At 45.8% G+C, this 18472-nt stretch carries 16 protein-coding genes; 14 read left to right on the top strand and 2 right to left on the bottom strand.

Features of this window, described 5'->3' with window-relative positions; genetic code table 11:
• Positions 1-3: 3 nt before the first annotated feature.
• Positions 4-1194: a glycosyltransferase family 2 protein gene (locus KG118_RS07715; RefSeq protein ID WP_117711956.1), complete on the bottom strand. Its 1191-nt coding sequence runs from the start codon at positions 1192-1194 to the stop codon at positions 4-6.
• 105 nt (positions 1195-1299) lie between these two features.
• Positions 1300-2502 (bottom strand): BamA/TamA family outer membrane protein, encoded by a 1203-nt coding sequence (locus tag KG118_RS07710; protein ID WP_117711954.1) that lies wholly within the window; start codon positions 2500-2502, stop codon positions 1300-1302.
• 188 nt (positions 2503-2690) lie between these two features.
• Between KG118_RS07710 and KG118_RS07705 the strand changes: the two genes are divergently transcribed.
• The 14 genes from KG118_RS07705 to KG118_RS07640 all read left to right on the top strand — a co-directional run bounded on the left by KG118_RS07705 (position 2691) and on the right by KG118_RS07640 (position 18471).
• Positions 2691-4091, top strand: a complete 1401-nt coding sequence (locus tag KG118_RS07705; protein ID WP_117711951.1) for a C1 family peptidase — start codon at positions 2691-2693, stop codon at positions 4089-4091.
• A gap of 143 nt (positions 4092-4234) precedes the next feature.
• Entirely contained in the window at positions 4235-5584 is a 1350-nt protein-coding gene (locus tag KG118_RS07700) for a Na(+)-translocating NADH-quinone reductase subunit A (protein WP_117711950.1), read from the top strand.
• 121 nt (positions 5585-5705) lie between these two features.
• Entirely contained in the window at positions 5706-6878 is a 1173-nt protein-coding gene (locus KG118_RS07695; protein WP_117711948.1) for an NADH:ubiquinone reductase (Na(+)-transporting) subunit B, read from the top strand.
• Positions 6879-6894: 16 nt separating this feature from the next.
• Entirely contained in the window at positions 6895-7584 is a 690-nt protein-coding gene (locus tag KG118_RS07690) for a Na(+)-translocating NADH-quinone reductase subunit C (protein ID WP_117711946.1), read from the top strand.
• A 4-nt stretch (positions 7585-7588) separates the two neighbouring features.
• A complete protein-coding gene (locus KG118_RS07685) occupies positions 7589-8224 on the top strand; it encodes an NADH:ubiquinone reductase (Na(+)-transporting) subunit D (RefSeq protein ID WP_117711945.1) in 636 nt (211 codons plus the stop codon).
• 101 nt (positions 8225-8325) lie between these two features.
• Positions 8326-8952 (top strand): NADH:ubiquinone reductase (Na(+)-transporting) subunit E, encoded by a 627-nt coding sequence (nqrE, locus tag KG118_RS07680; RefSeq protein ID WP_117711943.1) that lies wholly within the window; start codon positions 8326-8328, stop codon positions 8950-8952.
• A gap of 17 nt (positions 8953-8969) precedes the next feature.
• On the top strand, positions 8970-10244 hold the full coding sequence (nqrF, locus tag KG118_RS07675) for an NADH:ubiquinone reductase (Na(+)-transporting) subunit F (RefSeq protein ID WP_117711942.1): 1275 nt from the start codon (positions 8970-8972) through the stop codon (positions 10242-10244).
• A 221-nt stretch (positions 10245-10465) separates the two neighbouring features.
• Entirely contained in the window at positions 10466-11812 is a 1347-nt protein-coding gene (locus KG118_RS07670; protein WP_117711940.1) for a DEAD/DEAH box helicase, read from the top strand.
• A gap of 327 nt (positions 11813-12139) precedes the next feature.
• A complete protein-coding gene (gene serC / locus KG118_RS07665; protein WP_117711938.1) occupies positions 12140-13207 on the top strand; it encodes a 3-phosphoserine/phosphohydroxythreonine transaminase in 1068 nt (355 codons plus the stop codon).
• A gap of 116 nt (positions 13208-13323) precedes the next feature.
• Entirely contained in the window at positions 13324-14244 is a 921-nt protein-coding gene (locus KG118_RS07660) for an NAD(P)-dependent oxidoreductase (protein WP_117711935.1), read from the top strand.
• 27 nt (positions 14245-14271) lie between these two features.
• Positions 14272-15519 (top strand): DUF1015 domain-containing protein, encoded by a 1248-nt coding sequence (locus KG118_RS07655; protein WP_117711933.1) that lies wholly within the window; start codon positions 14272-14274, stop codon positions 15517-15519.
• Positions 15520-15691: 172 nt separating this feature from the next.
• Complete coding sequence (locus tag KG118_RS07650) at positions 15692-16096, top strand: FKBP-type peptidyl-prolyl cis-trans isomerase (protein WP_117711932.1); 405 nt, start codon at positions 15692-15694, stop codon at positions 16094-16096.
• A gap of 17 nt (positions 16097-16113) precedes the next feature.
• Entirely contained in the window at positions 16114-17445 is a 1332-nt protein-coding gene (locus KG118_RS07645; protein ID WP_117711930.1) for an MATE family efflux transporter, read from the top strand.
• Positions 17446-17565: 120 nt separating this feature from the next.
• Complete coding sequence (locus tag KG118_RS07640; protein WP_117711928.1) at positions 17566-18471, top strand: DMT family transporter; 906 nt, start codon at positions 17566-17568, stop codon at positions 18469-18471.
• Position 18472: the final 1 nt, after the last annotated feature.

The raw sequence follows: 18472 nt of genomic DNA, 5'->3' as shown, positions 1-18472 counted from the left end.
GTTTTATGCCCTTCGTGCTTTTTCCCAGGCACCGCCAGCTTGCCCCCGGCGTTTGCGCAGGTAGTTGAAGCCACGGATAACATTGACATTCATGAAAAGGAAATAATAAGGAACAAAGAGTATCTTATTTTTTATATGTTTTTTTGACAGGTAATAGCCCCAGCTTGCCATGAGGTAGAACAGCGTTTGCAGCAGCCAGATAGTGGCATAGAGTAGGGGGGAATCTGTCGTAAAAATAAGAATCGTATTGAGAGGGAGTAATAAAAACAATAAAATAGGAGCAAGAGACCAACGCAGTACGCGGTGGGAAATATATTGAAAACAAAATACACCGTAGCGTAGCGGATTGAGCAATGCGCGCAGACGCCATATGGATTGCAGTCCTCCGGCAGCGATACGTACTTTCCGTTTTTCTTCTTCGTGCATATCTGCCGAACCGTTTTCTGTGGCATAGGCATTGGCGCAATAGGCGATGGTATATCCACGCATCACGATGTGCAGGGAGAGGATGAAGTCATCCAGTAGCGTATCTGCAGGCATCTCCTCGAACAGTTCACGGCGAATGGCAAACAGTTCTCCGGCAGCTCCTACTGCCGAGTAAAGGCGGGAATCGAGTTTTTTGAGGGTGGATTCGTATTTCCAGTAAAGGCCTTCACCGCCGGATGCGGCATTGTCTTTGGTTTGTACGGCAATACGCTTTTCTCCGGCTACACAACCCACTTGGGGATTGGTGAATGCGTGTACAATCTCGCGTAACGCTTCGCGGTTGAGGTGCGTGTTGGCGTCGGTGAATACTACAAGCGGTGTGTTGACGAAGTGGATACCACGGTTCAGCGCAGCGGTTTTTCCTTGCCGTTGGGGTTGATGAAGCACGGTGGCTTGCGGCCAATGTGAGAGATGTTCGTTGGTGTGGTCGTCGCTTCCGTCCGTCACCCAAAGTATGTGCAGCTTGTTTGCCGGATAGTCCAAAGCAAGGCAGTTACGCATTTTCTCGTCTACGACATCTTCTTCGTTGTAGGCGGCAATGAACAGGGTCAGTTCGGGAAGCAAGTCATCTGCCGGCAGGGGCGGGATAATCGTTTTACGAAAACATTCCTTTAGCTTGACCAAGATATAAAGAATCATTCCATACCCTATATAGGTATAGAATACAATGAATAAACTTATCCAAAAGATAATAATGCAAGTCTTCATCCGTATTAGATTTCTAATATTTCTATGTCAGGGGTTCGGGATTAATGCCCAAAAATATAGATAATCTTTTGGAGGTGCAAGGAAAAAGAGGAATTTATTAACTACTCAAAACGCTTCTGTCATGTTGAAGTAGAACAGCGTTTGCTTATTTACTGTATTTTTGCCCAAGTCCAGACGCACATTCATACGTGGCTGCACTTCGATGCGCAGCCCTATGCCATAGTTGGGCAGCACACCTTCAATCTTGCCCATGGTGGGCCCCATGAATCCGCATCCTGTCCATGCTACGAATCCGATATGGTGCAACATACGCTTTATCCAGTTACTGCGGTCGGTGTTTATCATTTGGCGGTATTCAGCCATGACCACGTGTGAGGATTTGTCACGGTATTGTCCCATATAGTAGCCTCGCAGGTCGAAGGGCGTACCGGTCAGTGAATATTGGGTGAGGGGGACGTTGCCGAATACATTTTTGGTTTGCGCAGTCCATGCGAACACTTTGCGGTGGCCTACGGATTTGTATTGGCGGTAATCCAATTCCAAACGGTAGAAATTATTATCACTGCCGAAAGCTTTGCTGTACATCATACCTCGGAAATCCAAGTATATGCCTTTGTAGGCATTGGCGGGAATGTCTCGGCTGTCGTATGTCAAGAGGAAGCCCAGGCCGGAGTTGAAGTTTTTGTAGCCGTTGGCCGTACCACCGGCTGCTATGTAATCGGGTTCTTCGATGAGGTACTTGGCGGGTTCGGTTATTTTGTCGTAGTTGATGTCTACCTGCGGACCGGCAAAGACGTTGCTTTGGCCCAAGCGGAACAGAAACCAAGGATTGATTTGTATGCCACTGTAACGATATTTACTGGTACTGTCACTACGGACATAATTCTTATTCGTATTGTAACCTACACCGTAGAAGTTGTCTTCCGTATTTTTATAAACGAATTTTCCGAAGATACGAAAGCGGTCGCCTTTGAAGAAAAGTTGCGGTTTTACCATTATATTAACGCCACCTTTGAACATATAGGCTATGGACATAGGCAGTACCGAGCGTAGCTGTGTAGTGTCACTGGGGTTCATGCGGAAAGTCATTAACGCACTTCCGCCTATCAGTGCGCCGAAATCGGGTGTATAGCTTGGACCACCTAATATATTATAGTGGAAGTTTCTGCGAGCCACCCTTTGTTTGCGCAGTTCCTTTTTGGTCAATACGGGAGTAGTGTCGTTGGCCGTCGTAATGCTTGTTTCTTGTGCTGAAACAGTCGTAATTACCAGCAGCAGAGTAAATATACTCAGTATATATCTTTTCATATTGTACGAATGTGGTTGCAAAGAAAACTAATTTATTTGAATTGGTTTTGAGAAGAATAGATAATAAATCTAAAAGAGGACACTAAAATTATCAAAAAAGACACTACATTTGCTCTTTTATGATTCTATACGGAATGAAATTCCCGAAGCAAAACGTATATATTGATTAACATAACATATATTTTAAAATGAATAAACGTATTTTATCTGTAATTGTTTTCAGCACTGCACTGCTATCACTGCAGGCGCAGGATGGCAAAGGTGGGATAAGCCCCGCTATGCTCAACCAAATCCAGCAGAGTTATCGAGGAACGGCTTCCGACAAGGCACTACGCAATGCCATTGGCAATAACGACATCCGTAAATTGGCGCTCAACCAAGAGAATATGCAGGGCATGGACACTCATTTCTCTATTAAGGTAGACTCCAAAGGCATTACCGACCAAAAGTCCTCCGGTCGTTGTTGGCTCTTTACAGGGCTGAATGTAATGCGTGCCAAGACTCTTGCACAATATGGGTTCCAATCATTCGAGTTTTCGGAGATATATCCTTTCTTCTGGGACCAGTTGGAAAAATCCAATCTTTTTCTGCAAGGTATTATCGATACCGCCGAGAGCCCGCTGGAAGACCAAACCGTAGAATGGCTTCTGAAACACCCGCTAAGCGATGGAGGCACATTCACCGGAGTGGCGGATATTGTTTCTAAGTACGGTCTTGTACCCAAGTGTGCCATGCCGGAAACCAACAGTAGCGAGAATACAGCCCGTATGGCCAATCTTATCACTTTGAAACTGAAAGAGTATGCCCTCCAACTCCGCGACCTTGCTGCCAAAGGTGTCAAGCCTGCTGCTTTGGAGAAAGAGAAAACAGCTATGCTTGGTACTATCTACCGTATGCTGGTGCTGAATTTAGGTGTTCCGCCTACGGAGTTCGACTACGTGCGTACCGACGTTAAAGGCAATCCGGTGGAAACAGAGCATCACACTCCGATGTCTTTCCTTGAGAAGTACGGCGATAAACAATTGCTTACTAATTATGTGATGCTGATGAATGACCCCAGTCGTGAGTATTACAAATGTTATGAAATAGACTACGACCGCCATCGCTATGACGGCAAGAACTGGACTTATGTCAATCTGCCCGTAGAGGATATCAAGCAAATGGCTATCGCCTCATTGAAAGATAGTACCATGATGTATTTCTCTTGCGATGTCGGTAAGTTTCTGAACTCTGAACGTGGTTTGCTTGATGTGAAAAACTATGACTACGAGTCGCTCATGGGCACAACTTTCGGAATGGACAAGAAGCAACGTATTCAAACCTTCTCCAGCGGCTCTTCCCACGCCATGACCCTAATGGCAGTAGACTTGGATAAAGGAGGGAAACCTGTCAAATGGATGGTTGAAAATAGCTGGGGTGCTGACAGCGGATACAAAGGTCACCTTATTATGACGGACGACTGGTTCAATGAATATATGTTCCGTTTGGTAGTGGAGACCAAATACGTACCAGCCAAAATAATGGAACTTTTCAAACAAAAGCCTGTCCGTTTGCCTGCATGGGACCCGATGTTTGCGGAAGAGGAATAAAAGGTAGGAATTTCTCTTCGTGTTCGTTAACGAAAGGAATTACGGAAATTTCTCCGTAATTCCTTTCTTTTTTGCTCTTTATTCACATTCTTTTTTGCTACTTTTGCGGGCAAATTAATGAAACCATTATTTTATATAAACGCATGGCAAATGTAATTAAGTTACGCAAAGGCCTTGACATCAACCTGAAAGGCAAAGCTGCCGAAGAGCTTATGTCTGTAAAAGAGCCGGGATTCTACTCGTTGGTTCCCGATGATTTTACAGGTATCACTCCGAAAGTGGTGGTGAAAGAACAGGAGTATGTAATGGCCGGGGGACCCTTGTTTATCGACAAGAATCATCCTGAATTGAAATTTGTTTCGCCCGTAAGCGGCGTAGTGACAAGCGTGGAACGCGGTGCACGTCGTAAGGTGCTGAACATCGTGGTAGAAGCTGCCGCTGAGCAGGATTACGAGGAGTTCGGCAAGATGGATCCGTCCAAGATGAGCGCACAGGAAGTAAAGGAAGCATTGTTGCAAGCCGGTATGTTCGCTTTTATCCGCCAACGTCCGTACGATGTAATTGCTGATCCGACGGTAACTCCGAAAGCTATTTTCATTTCAGCTTTCGACAGCAATCCGTTGGCTCCCGATTTCGAATTCGCTTTGAAAGGCGAAGAGACAAACTTCCAGACAGGACTTGACGCTTTGGCCCGAATGGCGAAGACCTATTTGAACATCAGTGTAAAACAAAAGGCAGCCGCACTCGTGCAGGCAAAGAACGTTACCGTCACTGCATTTGACGGACCTAATCCGGCAGGTAACGTAGGGGTGCAAATCAATCACATCTCTCCCGTAGTGAAAGGTGAGACAGTATGGACTATCGGCGCGGAAGCCGTACTCTTTATCGGGCGTTTGATGAACACCGGTCGCGTAGACCTCACTCGCACCGTAGCCGTGACAGGCAGCGAAGTGCTGAAACCTGCATACTGCAAACTACAGGTAGGTGCATTGCTGACCAACGTCTTTAAGGGTAACGTAACCACCGATAAAGACCTGCGCTACATCAGCGGTAATGTACTGACGGGTAAGAAGGTTTCTCCCAACGGTTTCCTCGGCGCTTTTGACAGTCAGCTGACCGTAATCCCCGAAGGAGATGAAATTCACGAAATGTTGGGTTGGATTATGCCGCGTTTCAATCAGTTCAGTGTCAACCGCTCTTATTTCAGCTGGTTGATGGGCAAGAAAGAATATGTAATCGATGCCCGTATCAAGGGTGGCGAACGTCATATGATTATGTCCAACGAATACGACCGTGTGTTCCCCATGGACATCTTCCCCGAATATCTGTTGAAAGCTATCATTGCAGGAGATATCGACCGCATGGAAGCTTTGGGTATCTACGAAGTAGCTCCCGAAGACTTCGCGCTTTGCGAATTTGTATGCTCTTCCAAAGTCGAAGTTCAACGTATTGTTCGCGCCGGACTTGATATGCTTCGTGCCGAAATGGCGTAAAAATTAGGGATTAAAAATTAAGAATAAAAAAATGATAGTTGAAACATTGCGATATAAACTGTGGAGTGTATACAGCTCAGCCTATTTCTCAATTTTCAATTCTCAATTATCAATTTAATAAATGAAAGCGTTAAGAAATTATCTCGACAAGATAAAGCCGAACTTTGAAGAGGGCGGCAAATTCCACGCATTTCGTTCGGTGTTCGACGGCTTCGAGACATTCTTGTTCGTGCCCAACACCACTGCGAAATCGGGAACGCATATTCACGACTCCATTGACAGCAAACGCATCATGTCGATGGTGGTTATTGCGTTGATACCGGCACTGCTGTTCGGTATGTATAACGTAGGTTACCAGCATTTCCACGCTACCGGTGCTACCGGAAGCTTTATCGAAATGTTTGCTTACGGTTTCCTGGCAGTATTGCCTAAAATCATAGTATCTTATGTAGTGGGTCTGGGTATTGAGTTCGTTGTGGCTCAATGGAAGAAGGAAGAAATTCAGGAAGGTTTCTTGGTTTCGGGTATCTTGATTCCGATGATTGTGCCGGTAGACTGTCCGTTGTGGATTCTGGCGGTAGCCACTGCATTTTCTGTAATTTTCGCCAAAGAAGTATTCGGCGGTACGGGTATGAACGTGTTCAACGTAGCTTTGATTACACGTGCTTTTCTGTTCTTCGCCTATCCTACAAAAATGTCCGGTGATGCCGTTTGGGTATCGGGCGACAGCATTTTCGGTTTGGGACAGACGGTGGACGGACTCACCGTTGCCACTCCGCTGGGAGCCGCAGCTACTGCGGGGGCTTATCCGGAATTCTCGTGGGATATGGTGACCGGTCTTATTCCGGGTTCTATCGGTGAGACTAGCGTTATTGCCATTGCCCTCGGTGCTATCCTGCTGTTGTGGACAGGTATCGCAAGCTGGAAAACTATGTTCTCCGTATTTGTGGGTGGTGCATTCATGGGATGGGTATTCAATACTATCGGCCCGGACACTGCAATGGCTCATATGCCGTGGTACGAACACCTCGTATTGGGCGGTTTCTGTTTCGGTGCTGTATTTATGGCTACCGACCCTGTAACTTCTGCCCGTACGGAAACAGGTAAGTACATCTTTGGATTCCTTATCGGTGCAATGGCTATCATTATCCGTGTGCTGAATCCCGGTTATCCCGAAGGCATGATGCTTGCCATCCTGCTGATGAATATCTTTGCTCCGCTGATTGACTATTGTGTGGTACAGAGTAACATCAGTCGTCGCGAGAAACGTGCAACCGCTAAGTCTAACAATTAAAATACCGGAAAAAGAAATGAATACCAATAGTAATAGTTATACTATCATTTATGCTTCGGTAATGGTTGTTATCGTTGCATTTCTGCTGGCATTCGTAAGCTCTTCTCTGCGTGCTACCCAGAACAAGAACGTAGAGCTGGACACGAAGAAGCAAATTCTTGCCGCCCTTAATATCAAAGATGTGAAGGACGCTGATGCAGAATATAATAAGTACATTAAGGGCGATATGTTGATGACCGAGGACGGTACGCTGACCGAGAACACCGACGCATTTGCCACTGCTTACGAAAAGGAAGCTAAGGAAAACCACCGTTTGCACGTATTCGTTGCCGAGGTGGATGGAGAGACTAAATATGTATTCCCTGTTTACGGCGCAGGTCTTTGGGGGGCTATCTGGGGCTATGTTGCCCTGAACAGCGACAAGGATACCGTTTACGGCGTCTATTTCTCTCATGCCAGCGAGACTCCGGGTTTGGGTGCCGAAATTGCAACCGCCCAATTCCAGGGAGAATTCTCCGGCAAGAAAACACTGGAGAATGGTGAAATCGCCCTCGGCGTTGTGAAGAACGGAAAAGTAGAGAAGCCTGACTATCAGGTAGACGGTATTTCAGGCGGTACTATCACCTCTGTGGGTGTGGATGCCATGCTGAAAACTTGTCTGAACAGCTACAAGAACTTTTTAACTAATAATAATGAGGAGAAATAAGAATATGGGATCATTGTTTTCAAAAAAGAATAAAGAAGTATTCTCTACTCCGCTTGGATTGAACAACCCCGTCACCGTACAGGTGCTGGGTATCTGTTCTGCCTTGGCCGTTACCGCCAAGTTGGAACCGGCTATCGTAATGGGACTTTCCGTAACGGTGATTACGGCATTCTCCAATGTAGTGATTTCATTGTTGCGCAAGACTATCCCCAACCGTATCCGTATCATAGTTCAGTTGGTAGTGGTTGCAGCGTTGGTAACTATTGTAAGTGAGATTCTGAAGGCCTTTGCTTACGACGTAAGCGTGCAGCTTTCCGTATACGTAGGTTTGATTATCACAAACTGTATCCTCATGGGCCGCTTGGAAGCATTTGCCATGCAGAACGGTCCGTGGGAATCCTTCCTCGACGGTGTGGGCAATGGTTTGGGATATGCCAAAATTCTGGTTATCGTGGCTTTCTTCCGCGAGTTGCTGGGTTCGGGTACGTTGCTCGGTTTCAACATCCTTAATTACGAGCCTTTGCAGAAGATAGGTTATGTGAACAACGGTTTGATGCTGATGCCGCCTATGGCGCTGATTCTCTGTGCCTGCATCATCTGGTATCAACGTGCACGTCATAAAGAATTGCAGGAAAAGTAATATAAATGAAGAATGAAGAATGATGAATGAAGAATGGGTCGGTGCTGTGCGCTGTATGGAGATTCTTGATTCTTAACTCTTAGTTCTTAATTAAAAGAATTATGGAACATTTATTAAGTTTATTCGTCCGCTCCATCTTTGTGGACAATATGATATTTGCATTCTTCCTCGGTATGTGCTCTTATCTGGCCGTATCAAAGAATGTAAAGACAGCCGTAGGACTGGGTATCGCCGTAACTTTCGTGTTGGTGGTGACACTTCCGGTCAACTATTTGTTGCAAACGAAAGTGCTGGGTCCCAATGCCATTATTGAGGGCGTCGACCTCAGCTTTCTGAGTTTTATTCTTTTTATTGCCGTGATTGCCGCTATCGTTCAGTTGGTAGAGATGATTGTGGAACGTTTCAGCCCTTCGCTCTACGCTTCACTGGGTATCTTCTTGCCGTTGATTGCCGTGAACTGCGCCATCATGGGTGCATCACTTTTCATGCAGCAACGTATCAACGTAGGCGAGAGCGATCCGAAGTTCATCGGTGACGTTTGGGATTCTATCTCTTATGCACTGGGTTCGGGTATCGGCTGGTTGCTGGCTATCGTAGGTTTGGCTGCTATCCGCGAGAAGATGGCTTACTCTGATGTACCTGCCCCGCTGAAAGGCTTGGGCATCACCTTCATCACTGTAGGTCTGATGGCAATGGCATTCATGTGTTTCTCTGGTTTGAACATCTAAAAGAAAGGAATAAGACAATGGATATGAATATGATATTAGCAAGCATTGGAGTGTTCCTCGTGGTTGTTCTTCTGCTTGTGATTATTCTGTTGGTAGCCAAGCAATTCTTGGTTCCCTCAGGTAATGTGAAATTGACAATCAACGGCGACAAGGAATTGGAAGTCGCTTCCGGTTCGACGCTGCTGAATACACTGTCTGTAAACGGTGTGTTCCTCTCCTCCGCCTGTGGTGGTAAGGGTTCATGCGGACAGTGCAAATGTCAGGTTGTAGAAGGCGGCGGTGAGATTCTGCCTTCCGAAATACCTCACTTTAGCCGTAAGCAAATCCAAGACCATTGGCGTTTGGGTTGTCAAGTGAAGGTGAAAAGTGACATGGGAATTAAAATCGACGAATCTGTACTCGGTGTAAAAGAGTGGGAGTGCGAGGTTATTTCCAACAAGAACGTGGCTACGTTCATCAAGGAGTTTATCGTTGCGTTGCCTAAGGGTGAGCACATGGACTTCGTACCGGGTTCTTATGCACAGATTAAGATTCCTAAATACTCCATGGATTATGACAAGGACATCGACAAATCTCTTATCGGTGAAGAATATCTGCCTGCATGGGAGAAATTCGGTCTGTTGGGCTTGAAGTGCCGCAATGATGAAGAGACCATTCGTGCTTACTCCATGGCTAACTATCCTGCAGAGGGTGACCGCATCATGTTGACGGTACGTATTGCTACTCCACCGTTCAAACCGAAAGACCAAGGTCCGGGCTTCATGGATGTAATGCCGGGTATCGCATCATCTTACATCTTCACCTTGAAACCGGGTGACAAAGTTATCATGAGCGGTCCTTACGGAGACTTCCACCCGATTTTCGACTCCAAGAAAGAAATGATGTGGATTGGTGGTGGTGCCGGTATGGCTCCGTTGCGTGCACAGATTATGCACCTCACGAAGACGCTGCACACTACAGACCGCGTGATGAACTACTTCTACGGTGCACGTGCGCTGAACGAGGTGTTCTACTTGGAAGACTTCCTGCAGATAGAAAAGGATTTCCCCAACTTCAAGTTCCACCTTGCGCTGGACCGTCCGGATCCGGCAGCCGATGCAGCGGGCGTGAAGTATACTCCGGGTTTCGTTCACAACGTAATCTACGAGACTTACTTGAAAGACCACGAAGCTCCCGAAGACATCGAATACTATATGTGCGGTCCCGGCCCGATGTCCAAAGCCGTTGAGAAGATGCTCGACGACCTCGGCGTTCCGGCTCAGAACTTGATGTTCGATAACTTCGGCGGATAAGATGATGCGTTGTTAAGACACATAATAGTAAAATAGTGAAGAAACTCCGGTAGGGCTTTGGCTCTTGCCGGAGTTTTTTTATAACCATGTAGCGGGGCGCTTCGGATGATATGACTATTTGATGTACATCAAATCGAATTATCAAGCGTATCAAATAATATTATCAAGCCTATCAAACGGATTTCTTTTCTTATCTTTGCTCCATTAAATAAAAGGATGCTATGGAACAATCTGATATACTACGTAATTTACAAATAGAACAGCTCACTCCGATGCAGGAGGCTGCGCAGAATGCTTACCGGTTGGATAAAGACCTCGTTCTGTTGTCGCCCACAGGTTCGGGCAAGACACTGGCATTCTTGCTGCCGTTGGTGCAATCGCTTAAGGCAGACGTACAAGGCGTGCAGGCAGTAGTGCTTGTTCCTTCGCGTGAGCTTGCTTTGCAGATAGAAACTGTATTCAAGTCGATGAGTGTGCCTTTCAAGGCAATGAGTTGTTATGGCGGACGCCCTGCAATGGAGGAGCACCGCACGATGAAAGGTATTAATCCGGCTGTTATTATCGGTACTCCCGGTCGTATGAACGACCATTTGCGGAAGCAGAACTTTGATGCCCGTTCCGTCACTACGCTGGTGATAGATGAGTTTGACAAATGTCTTGAGTTCGGTTTCCACGATGAAATGGCGGAAGTTATCGGGCAGCTACCTGTTCTGAAGAAGCGTGTACTGCTTTCGGCTACGGATGCCGAGGAGATTCCGCTGTTTGCAGGAGTGGGAGGGGAAGTGTCCGACGGCGTTGCATCGTCGTCACGGGTCATTAAGCTGAACTTCCTTTCGGAAGAAACCGTTTCTGAACGCCTGAACTTACAGAAGGTGATTTCTCCCGACAAAGATAAACTGGAAACGTTGTATCGCCTGCTTTGTACGCTTGGCGACCATTCTACATTGGTGTTCGTGAACTATCGCGAAAGTGTGGAGCGCGTGGTCACCTACTTGAGGTCAAAGAAGTTTCCTTGTGACGCATTTCATGGAGGTATGGAACAGGACGACCGTGAACGGGCGCTTTACAAGTTCCGTAACGGCAGTTGCCCCGTCTTGGTATCTACTGACCTTGCCGCACGCGGGCTGGATATTCCGGGCATCGATAATGTGGTGCACTACCATATGCCTGTCAACGAAGAAGCCTTTACACATCGCAACGGACGTACGGCACGCTGGGAAGCACGCGGTTCATCTTTCCTTCTTCTCCACACGGAAGAACGCCTTCCGGACTATCTTCCGGAGGAAATTCCCGTATTCGAATTGCCGGAGCAAACTCCGAAGCCTGCCAAACCTCGCTGGACTACCTTATATATAGGTAAAGGCAAGAAGGATAAGTTGAACAAGGTGGATATCGTTGGATTCTTATATAAGAAAGGTGGACTGGTGCGCGAAGATGTGGGGCAGGTGGACGTAAAAGAACATTATGCTTTTGTGGCGGTTCGTCGCAGCAAAGTGAAGCAACTGCTTACGCTGCTGCGCGGTGAAAAGATAAAAGGCATGAAAACGCTGATAGAAGAAGCCCGGTAGCCTCATGTTATTAAGCATATAGGGCAATGTTATTAAGCATAAGGAGATGATTTGTTTCTGATAATTATGCACTTTCTTTTCAGTTTTCATTCTTAGTAGAAAGTTATTTCCGCTTCTATCTTTTAGTTTACCTTTTAATACCTTTTTTGGTAAGTATACATAACAGATTGGTGTATATTTCTTGTATATACCAATAAAAAGTAAGGTAAATACGCAATAAAGAAGGATTTTTATAAGGAAAGATTTGCAATACAGAAATAATTCCGTAATTTCGCCATGTCGTAAGACACAAAATGAACGAAATTGTATAACCAAAACAAACTTCAAATGAAAAAGCATAATTTCAATGCAGGACCTTCCATTCTTCCGCGTGAGGTGATAGAGGATACAGCGAAGGCTATTTTAGATTTCAATGGATCCGGTCTCTCTCTTATGGAGATTAGCCACCGTGCTAAGGACTTTCAGCCCGTAGTGGACGAAGCCGTAGCACTGTTCAAAGAACTACTTAACATTCCCGAAGGTTATTCGGTATTGTTCTTGGGCGGTGGTGCAAGTATGGAGTTCTGCATGGTTCCTTTCAATTTCCTCGAAAAGAAAGCTGCTTACCTCAACACCGGCGTGTGGGCTAAGAAGGCAATGAAAGAAGCCAAAGGTTTTGGCGAGGTTGTAGAAGTTGCCTCTTCTGCTGAAGCCACTTATACTTATATTCCGAAAGACTACACAGTACCTGCCGATGCGGATTATTTCCATATCACAACAAACAATACCATCTATGGTACGGAACTGAAAGAAGACTTGGATGTAAATGTACCTATGATTGCCGATATGTCATCTGATATTTTCTCTCGTCCTATCGACGTGTCTAAATACATCTGTATCTATGGCGGTGCACAGAAGAATCTGGCTCCTGCGGGCGTAACTTTCGTTATCGTGAAGAATGATGCGGTAGGTAAGGTGTCACGCTACATCCCGACCATGCTGAATTATCAGACCCACATTGACAGCGGCTCCATGTTCAATACTCCTCCAGTTGTTCCCATCTACACTGCATTGCAGACTTTGCGCTGGATTAAGGCTCAGGGCGGTGTGAAAGAAATGGAACGTCGCGCCATCGAAAAGGCAGATATGCTGTATGCTGAGATAGACCGCAACAAGATGTTTGTGGGTACTGCTGCCAAAGAAGACCGCTCTCGTATGAACATCTGTTTTGTAATGGCTCCCGAATACAAAGAATTTGAAGCCGACTTCCTGAAATTCGCAACCGAAAGAGGTATGGTAGGCATCAAGGGACACCGTTCTGTAGGTGGTTTCCGTGCATCTTGCTACAACGCTATGCCGAAAGAAAGCGTACAAGCCTTGATAGATTGTATGCAGGAATTTGAGAAACTTCATTAACAATATTATTTATTCACCACAGAGGGCGCAGGGTCCCACAGAGATTAAAATGAAAAGGAAAACTCTGTGAAACTCTGTGTGATTCTGTGGTGAATCTTTTTTAATACCATTAAATCATGAAAGTATTAGTTGCAACAGACAAACCGTTTGCAAAAGTTGCAGTAGACGGTATTCGCAAAGAAATTGAAGCAGCAGGTTATGAACTTGTTTTGCTGGAAAAATATGGTGATAAAGCAAAATTGCTGGAAGCTGTGAAGGATGCCAATGCTATTATTATCCGTAGCGACATCATTGATGCCGAGGTTTTAGATGCCGCCAAAGAATTGAAAATCGTGGTACGTGCCGGTGCCGGTTATGACAATGTGGACTTGGCAGCCGCCACTGCCCACAATGTATGTGTGATGAACACTCCGGGCCAAAACTCTAATGCCGTAGCCGAGTTGGCTTTCGGACTTATGGTAATGGCTGTCCGTAATATGTACAACGGTACTTCCGGTACGGAACTGATGGGTAAGAAGTTGGGTATTCATGCTTACGGTAATGTAGGCCGTAATGTGGCACGTATCGCCAAAGGTGTCGGTATGGACATTTACGCATTCGATGCTTTCTGTCCGAAAGAAGTTATTGAGAAAGACGGTGTAAAGGCTGTCGCTTCAGCCGAGGAGCTTTACTCTACTTGTGATGTCGTTTCCCTGCATATTCCAGCAACGGCAGAAACCAAAAACTCTATCAACTATGCTTTGGTGAACCAAATGCCGAAAGGCGGTTTGTTGGTAAATACTGCCCGTAAGGAGGTTATCAACGAAGCCGAACTGATTCAGCTCATGGAAGAACGTGCCGACTTGAAATATATGACTGACATTATGCCTGCGGCCAATGAGACTTTTGCCGCCAAGTTTGCCGGCCGTTATTTCTCTACACCGAAAAAGATGGGTGCACAGACTGCCGAAGCCAATATTAATGCAGGTATTGCCGCTGCCAAGCAGATTGTTGGTTTCCTGAAAGACGGTTGCGAGAAGTTCCGCGTTAATAAGTAAAATAGATTCTTTAATAATCTAATAACCATGGCTGTAATAAAACCTTTCAAGGGCGTTCGCCCTCCCCAAGACTTGGTGGAACAAGTTGCATCCCGTCCTTACGATGTATTGAATTCTGCCGAAGCTCGTGAAGAAGCGGAAGGAAACGAAAAATCCTTGTATCATATCATTAAGCCGGAAATAGATTTTCCTGTCGGTACGGACGAGCATGATGAGCGTGTTTATCGGAAAGCTGCCGAGAACTTCCAAATGTTCCAAGACAAAGGCTGGCTGGTGCAGGACGAGAAGGAAAACTATTACGTATATGCCCAAACCATGAACGGCAAGACGCAATTTGGTTTGGTGGTGGGTGCATACGTACCCGATTATATGAATGGTGTCATTAAGAAGCATGAGCTTACCCGTCGCGACAAGGAAGAAGACCGCATGAAACATGTGCGTGTGAACAATGCGAATATTGAGCCTGTATTCTTTGCCTATCCCGATAATGCTACATTGGATACTGTCATAGCTCGTTACACGGTTCAGAAGCCCGTTTACGACTTTATCGCTCCGGGTGACGGTTTCGGGCATACATTCTGGATTATCGACAAACAGGAAGATATTGATGTTATAACCAAAGAGTTTGCCAAGATGCCTGCGCTCTACATTGCAGACGGACACCACCGTAGCGCAGCAGCTGCTTTGGTTGGTGCGGAGAAGGCTAAGCAAAATCCTAATCATCGCGGAAACGAGGAATACAATTACTTTATGGCTGTTTGTTTCCCTGCCAATCAATTGACTATCATCGACTATAATCGTGTAGTGAAGGATTTGAACGGCATGACTCCCGGACAGTTCCTGACTGCCGTAGGCAAGAACTTCACGGTAGAAGAGAAAGGAACGGAAATCTACAAACCGGCGGGATTACATAATTTTTCTCTTTATTTGGACGGTAAGTGGTACAGCCTTACTGCCAAGCCGGGTACTTACAACGATAATGATCCTATCGGTGTGTTGGATGTTACTATTTCGTCTAATTTGATACTGGATGAAATTCTTGGCATTAAAGACCTCCGTTCCGACAAACGCATTGACTTTGTTGGCGGTATCCGTGGTTTGGGTGAATTGAAAAAACGAGTGGATAGCGGAGAGATGAAAGTAGCTTTGGCACTTTATCCTGTATCTATGAAACAATTGATGGACATAGCCGACACCGGTAATATCATGCCGCCCAAGACTACTTGGTTTGAACCGAAGTTACGTTCGGGACTGGTAATTCATAAACTGGACTAATCAAATATAATCTTGCAGAATGAATAGGAAACGGAGCATTGTATTATACAGTGCTCCGTTATTTTATATTGTCGTTTTCTTTCCTGTTATATAGAAAATGCTGACCTTTGCCGGAAAGGTCAGATTACGTGCGTAACGGCTTTTCAATGTAAGTCATGAAAACAGGATCGATATGAGCAAAAAAGAAGAATACAAGCTGAAGAACGAACAGTTTCTGCAAACTCTGCGTACTGAAGAAGGCGTAAAAGAATTAGGTGCCGGTGTGCTTTACCGTGTTTTGGAGAGCGGACAGGGTAATAACGCCACTCCTCGTTTAAATAGTATTGTGTCGGTGCATTATAAGGGAATGCTCATTAACGGCAGAGAGTTTGACAATTCATGGAAACGTAACTGTCCGGAAGCTTTTCGGCTGAACGAAGTAATTGACGGTTGGCAGATAGCTTTGCAGCAGATGCATGTGGGCGACCACTGGATGGTCTACATTCCTTATGCCGTGGGATACGGTACACGTACCAGCGGGCCTATTCCGGCTTTTTCCACGCTGGTATTTGAAGTGAAACTATTGGGTATTGCCTAAAGAAGATAGTAGTGGGGATGTTACGAAACGGAGACCTTACACAAGGCGGCATAACGGGTACACTGTTGCGTTTCACCTTGCCTATGATGGCGGGTTCGCTGCTGCAACAATGCTATAATATAGCCGATACGCTGATTGTAGGGCAGTGCATCGGTGCGGATGCGTTAGCGGCAGTAGGTTCGGCATATACGCTGATGGTTTTCCTTATTTCCGTTCTTCTCGGTTTGTCTATCGGTAGCGGTACGGTGTTTTCGTTGCACTACGGTGCGGGAAACAGTTTCGCTTTGCGTCGCAGTATTTTTGTTTCATTCGTGCTGATAGGAGCGGTTACATTTTTGCTGAATGTGGCTGTATTTGTATGGTTAGATCCAATTCTCCGTTTGCTGCAAGTGCCGCAGGACATCTATGGCATGATGTACAGCTATTTGTGGGTAATTTTTTGCGGCATCGCCTTTACATTTATCTATAATTTCTATGCGGCATTGCTGCGTGCGGTAGGAGATTCTGTAACTCCTCTTTGGTTTTTGGCTGTCTCTGTTGTAGTAAATATTGCTCTCGATTTGTTTTTTATCCTGCAATTGGATTGGGGCATCGAGGGAGCTGCGATAGCCACAGTGATAGCACAGGGAGCTGCTGCGGTAGGTATAATGCTCTATACCTGCAAGAAACGTCCGGAATTGCGGCTGCATCGCGAAGATATGTACTTTGACCGTTGCAGTCTGAAAGAGATAGTCTCTTTTTCCACACTGACCTGCGTACAGCAATCGGTCATGAATTTCGGTATTCTGATGATACAGGGATTGGTCAACAGCTTTGGTACAGCCGTCATGGCGGCTTTTGCTGCTGCTGTAAAAATAGACTCCTTTGCATATATGCCCGTGCAGGAGTTCGGAAATGCTTTTTCCACCTTCATCGCGCAGAATTTTGGGGCGAAACGTTACGAACGTATTCGCCGGGGTGTTCGCAGCGCGTTTTTTACTACGGTTATCTTTTCGCTGATAGTTTCCGTACTCGTTTTTGTCTTTGCAGAACCGTTGATGCTGATTTTCGTCCGTTCGGACGAGACGGAAATCCTTGCCACCGGAGTGGAATATCTGCGTATAGAGGGTGCGTTCTATTATGGCATCGGTATTCTCTTCTTACTCTACGGTTATTATCGTGCCATCCGCAAGCCGGGGATGTCGGTTGTGCTTACGGTAATTTCGTTAGGTACTCGTGTGATACTTTCCTATGCGCTTGCCGCCATTCCCTCCATTGGGGTAACAGGCATCTGGTGGTCTATCCCTATCGGTTGGCTGTTGGCGGATGCGGTAGGAGTACTGTATTATAAAATGAAGAATGAAAAATGAAGAATGAAGAATTTTGCTGCGCTGCACAAGTATGCCGCAAGGAAATTCTTCATTCTTCATTTTTCATTCTTCACTTAAAAGCGGTATCTTTGCGCCCGATTTTTAGAAAGAGATATTGCTATGACTAATGAACGTTTGAAAGGATTTACTTACGGAGCTATTGCCGCAGCCAGTTACGGAATGAATCCGTTGTTTGCATTACCCTTGTATGGGGCTGGGATGGATGTGGATTCTGTCTTGTTCTACCGTTATTTTTTTGCTATTGTGATGCTGGGCATTCTGATGAAAGTAAAGAAACAGTCCTTCGCTCTGAAAAAGACGGATATACTTCCGTTGGCGGTAATGGGATTACTGTTCTCTTTTTCTTCGTTTTTCCTGTTCGAGAGTTATAATTATATGGATGCGGGCATCGCGTCTACTATTTTATTTGTCTATCCGGTGATGGTGGCTATCATTATGGCGGTGTTCTTTCATGAGAAAGTCTCTTTTATTACGATGTTTTCCATTGCGCTGGCATTTACGGGCATCTCTTTGCTGTACGAGGGAGGAGACGGCAAGACATTGAATATGTTGGGGGTACTGTTTGTTATCCTGTCTTCACTGACGTATGCCATATATATAGTAGGGGTAAACCGTTCTTCCTTGAAGGACCTGCCTACGGCGAAGCTGACTTTTTATGCTTTGCTGTTCGGTATCATCATTTATGTGGTACGTTTGGATTTCTGTATGACCTTGCAGCCTGTTCCTTCTCCGGTGCTGTGGTTGAATGTTCTTTCATTGGCTTTGTTCCCCACTATCATTTCATTGATTATGATGACGCTTTCCATTCATAGCATAGGTTCTACGCCGGCTGCCATTTTGGGAGCGTTGGAACCTGTAACGGCCTTGTTTTTCGGTGTGGTGGTGTTCGGTGAGCAACTCACGCCGCGCATTATGCTTGGTGTACTGATGATATTAACTGCCGTGACATTGATAATTGCGGCAAAACCATTATTGGAACTGGCGAAGAGACACACCCGGCGCTAAC

The sequence above is a fragment of the Bacteroides propionicigenes genome, assembly GCF_018390535.1.
Taxonomy (GTDB): Bacteria; Bacteroidota; Bacteroidia; order Bacteroidales; family Bacteroidaceae; genus Bacteroides; species Bacteroides propionicigenes.
The sequence above is the reverse complement of the archived record's forward strand: the minus strand, read 5'-3'. Positions and strand labels throughout refer to the sequence as shown.

Bases quoted from the DNA above. Each gene is read 5' to 3' on its own strand.
- KG118_RS07715 (WP_117711956.1), bottom strand. From the start codon at position 1,194: ATGAAGACTTGCATTATTATCTTTTGGATAAGTTTATTCATTGTATTC.
- KG118_RS07710 (WP_117711954.1), bottom strand. From the start codon at position 2,502: ATGAAAAGATATATACTGAGTATATTTACTCTGCTGCTGGTAATTACG.
- KG118_RS07705 (WP_117711951.1), top strand. From the start codon at position 2,691: ATGAATAAACGTATTTTATCTGTAATTGTTTTCAGCACTGCACTGCTA.
- KG118_RS07700 (WP_117711950.1), top strand. From the start codon at position 4,235: ATGGCAAATGTAATTAAGTTACGCAAAGGCCTTGACATCAACCTGAAA.
- KG118_RS07695 (WP_117711948.1), top strand. From the start codon at position 5,706: ATGAAAGCGTTAAGAAATTATCTCGACAAGATAAAGCCGAACTTTGAA.
- KG118_RS07690 (WP_117711946.1), top strand. From the start codon at position 6,895: ATGAATACCAATAGTAATAGTTATACTATCATTTATGCTTCGGTAATG.
- KG118_RS07685 (WP_117711945.1), top strand. From the start codon at position 7,589: ATGGGATCATTGTTTTCAAAAAAGAATAAAGAAGTATTCTCTACTCCG.
- nqrE (WP_117711943.1), top strand. From the start codon at position 8,326: ATGGAACATTTATTAAGTTTATTCGTCCGCTCCATCTTTGTGGACAAT.
- nqrF (WP_117711942.1), top strand. From the start codon at position 8,970: ATGGATATGAATATGATATTAGCAAGCATTGGAGTGTTCCTCGTGGTT.
- KG118_RS07670 (WP_117711940.1), top strand. From the start codon at position 10,466: ATGGAACAATCTGATATACTACGTAATTTACAAATAGAACAGCTCACT.
- serC (WP_117711938.1), top strand. From the start codon at position 12,140: ATGAAAAAGCATAATTTCAATGCAGGACCTTCCATTCTTCCGCGTGAG.
- KG118_RS07660 (WP_117711935.1), top strand. From the start codon at position 13,324: ATGAAAGTATTAGTTGCAACAGACAAACCGTTTGCAAAAGTTGCAGTA.
- KG118_RS07655 (WP_117711933.1), top strand. From the start codon at position 14,272: ATGGCTGTAATAAAACCTTTCAAGGGCGTTCGCCCTCCCCAAGACTTG.
- KG118_RS07650 (WP_117711932.1), top strand. From the start codon at position 15,692: ATGAGCAAAAAAGAAGAATACAAGCTGAAGAACGAACAGTTTCTGCAA.
- KG118_RS07645 (WP_117711930.1), top strand. From the start codon at position 16,114: ATGTTACGAAACGGAGACCTTACACAAGGCGGCATAACGGGTACACTG.
- KG118_RS07640 (WP_117711928.1), top strand. From the start codon at position 17,566: ATGACTAATGAACGTTTGAAAGGATTTACTTACGGAGCTATTGCCGCA.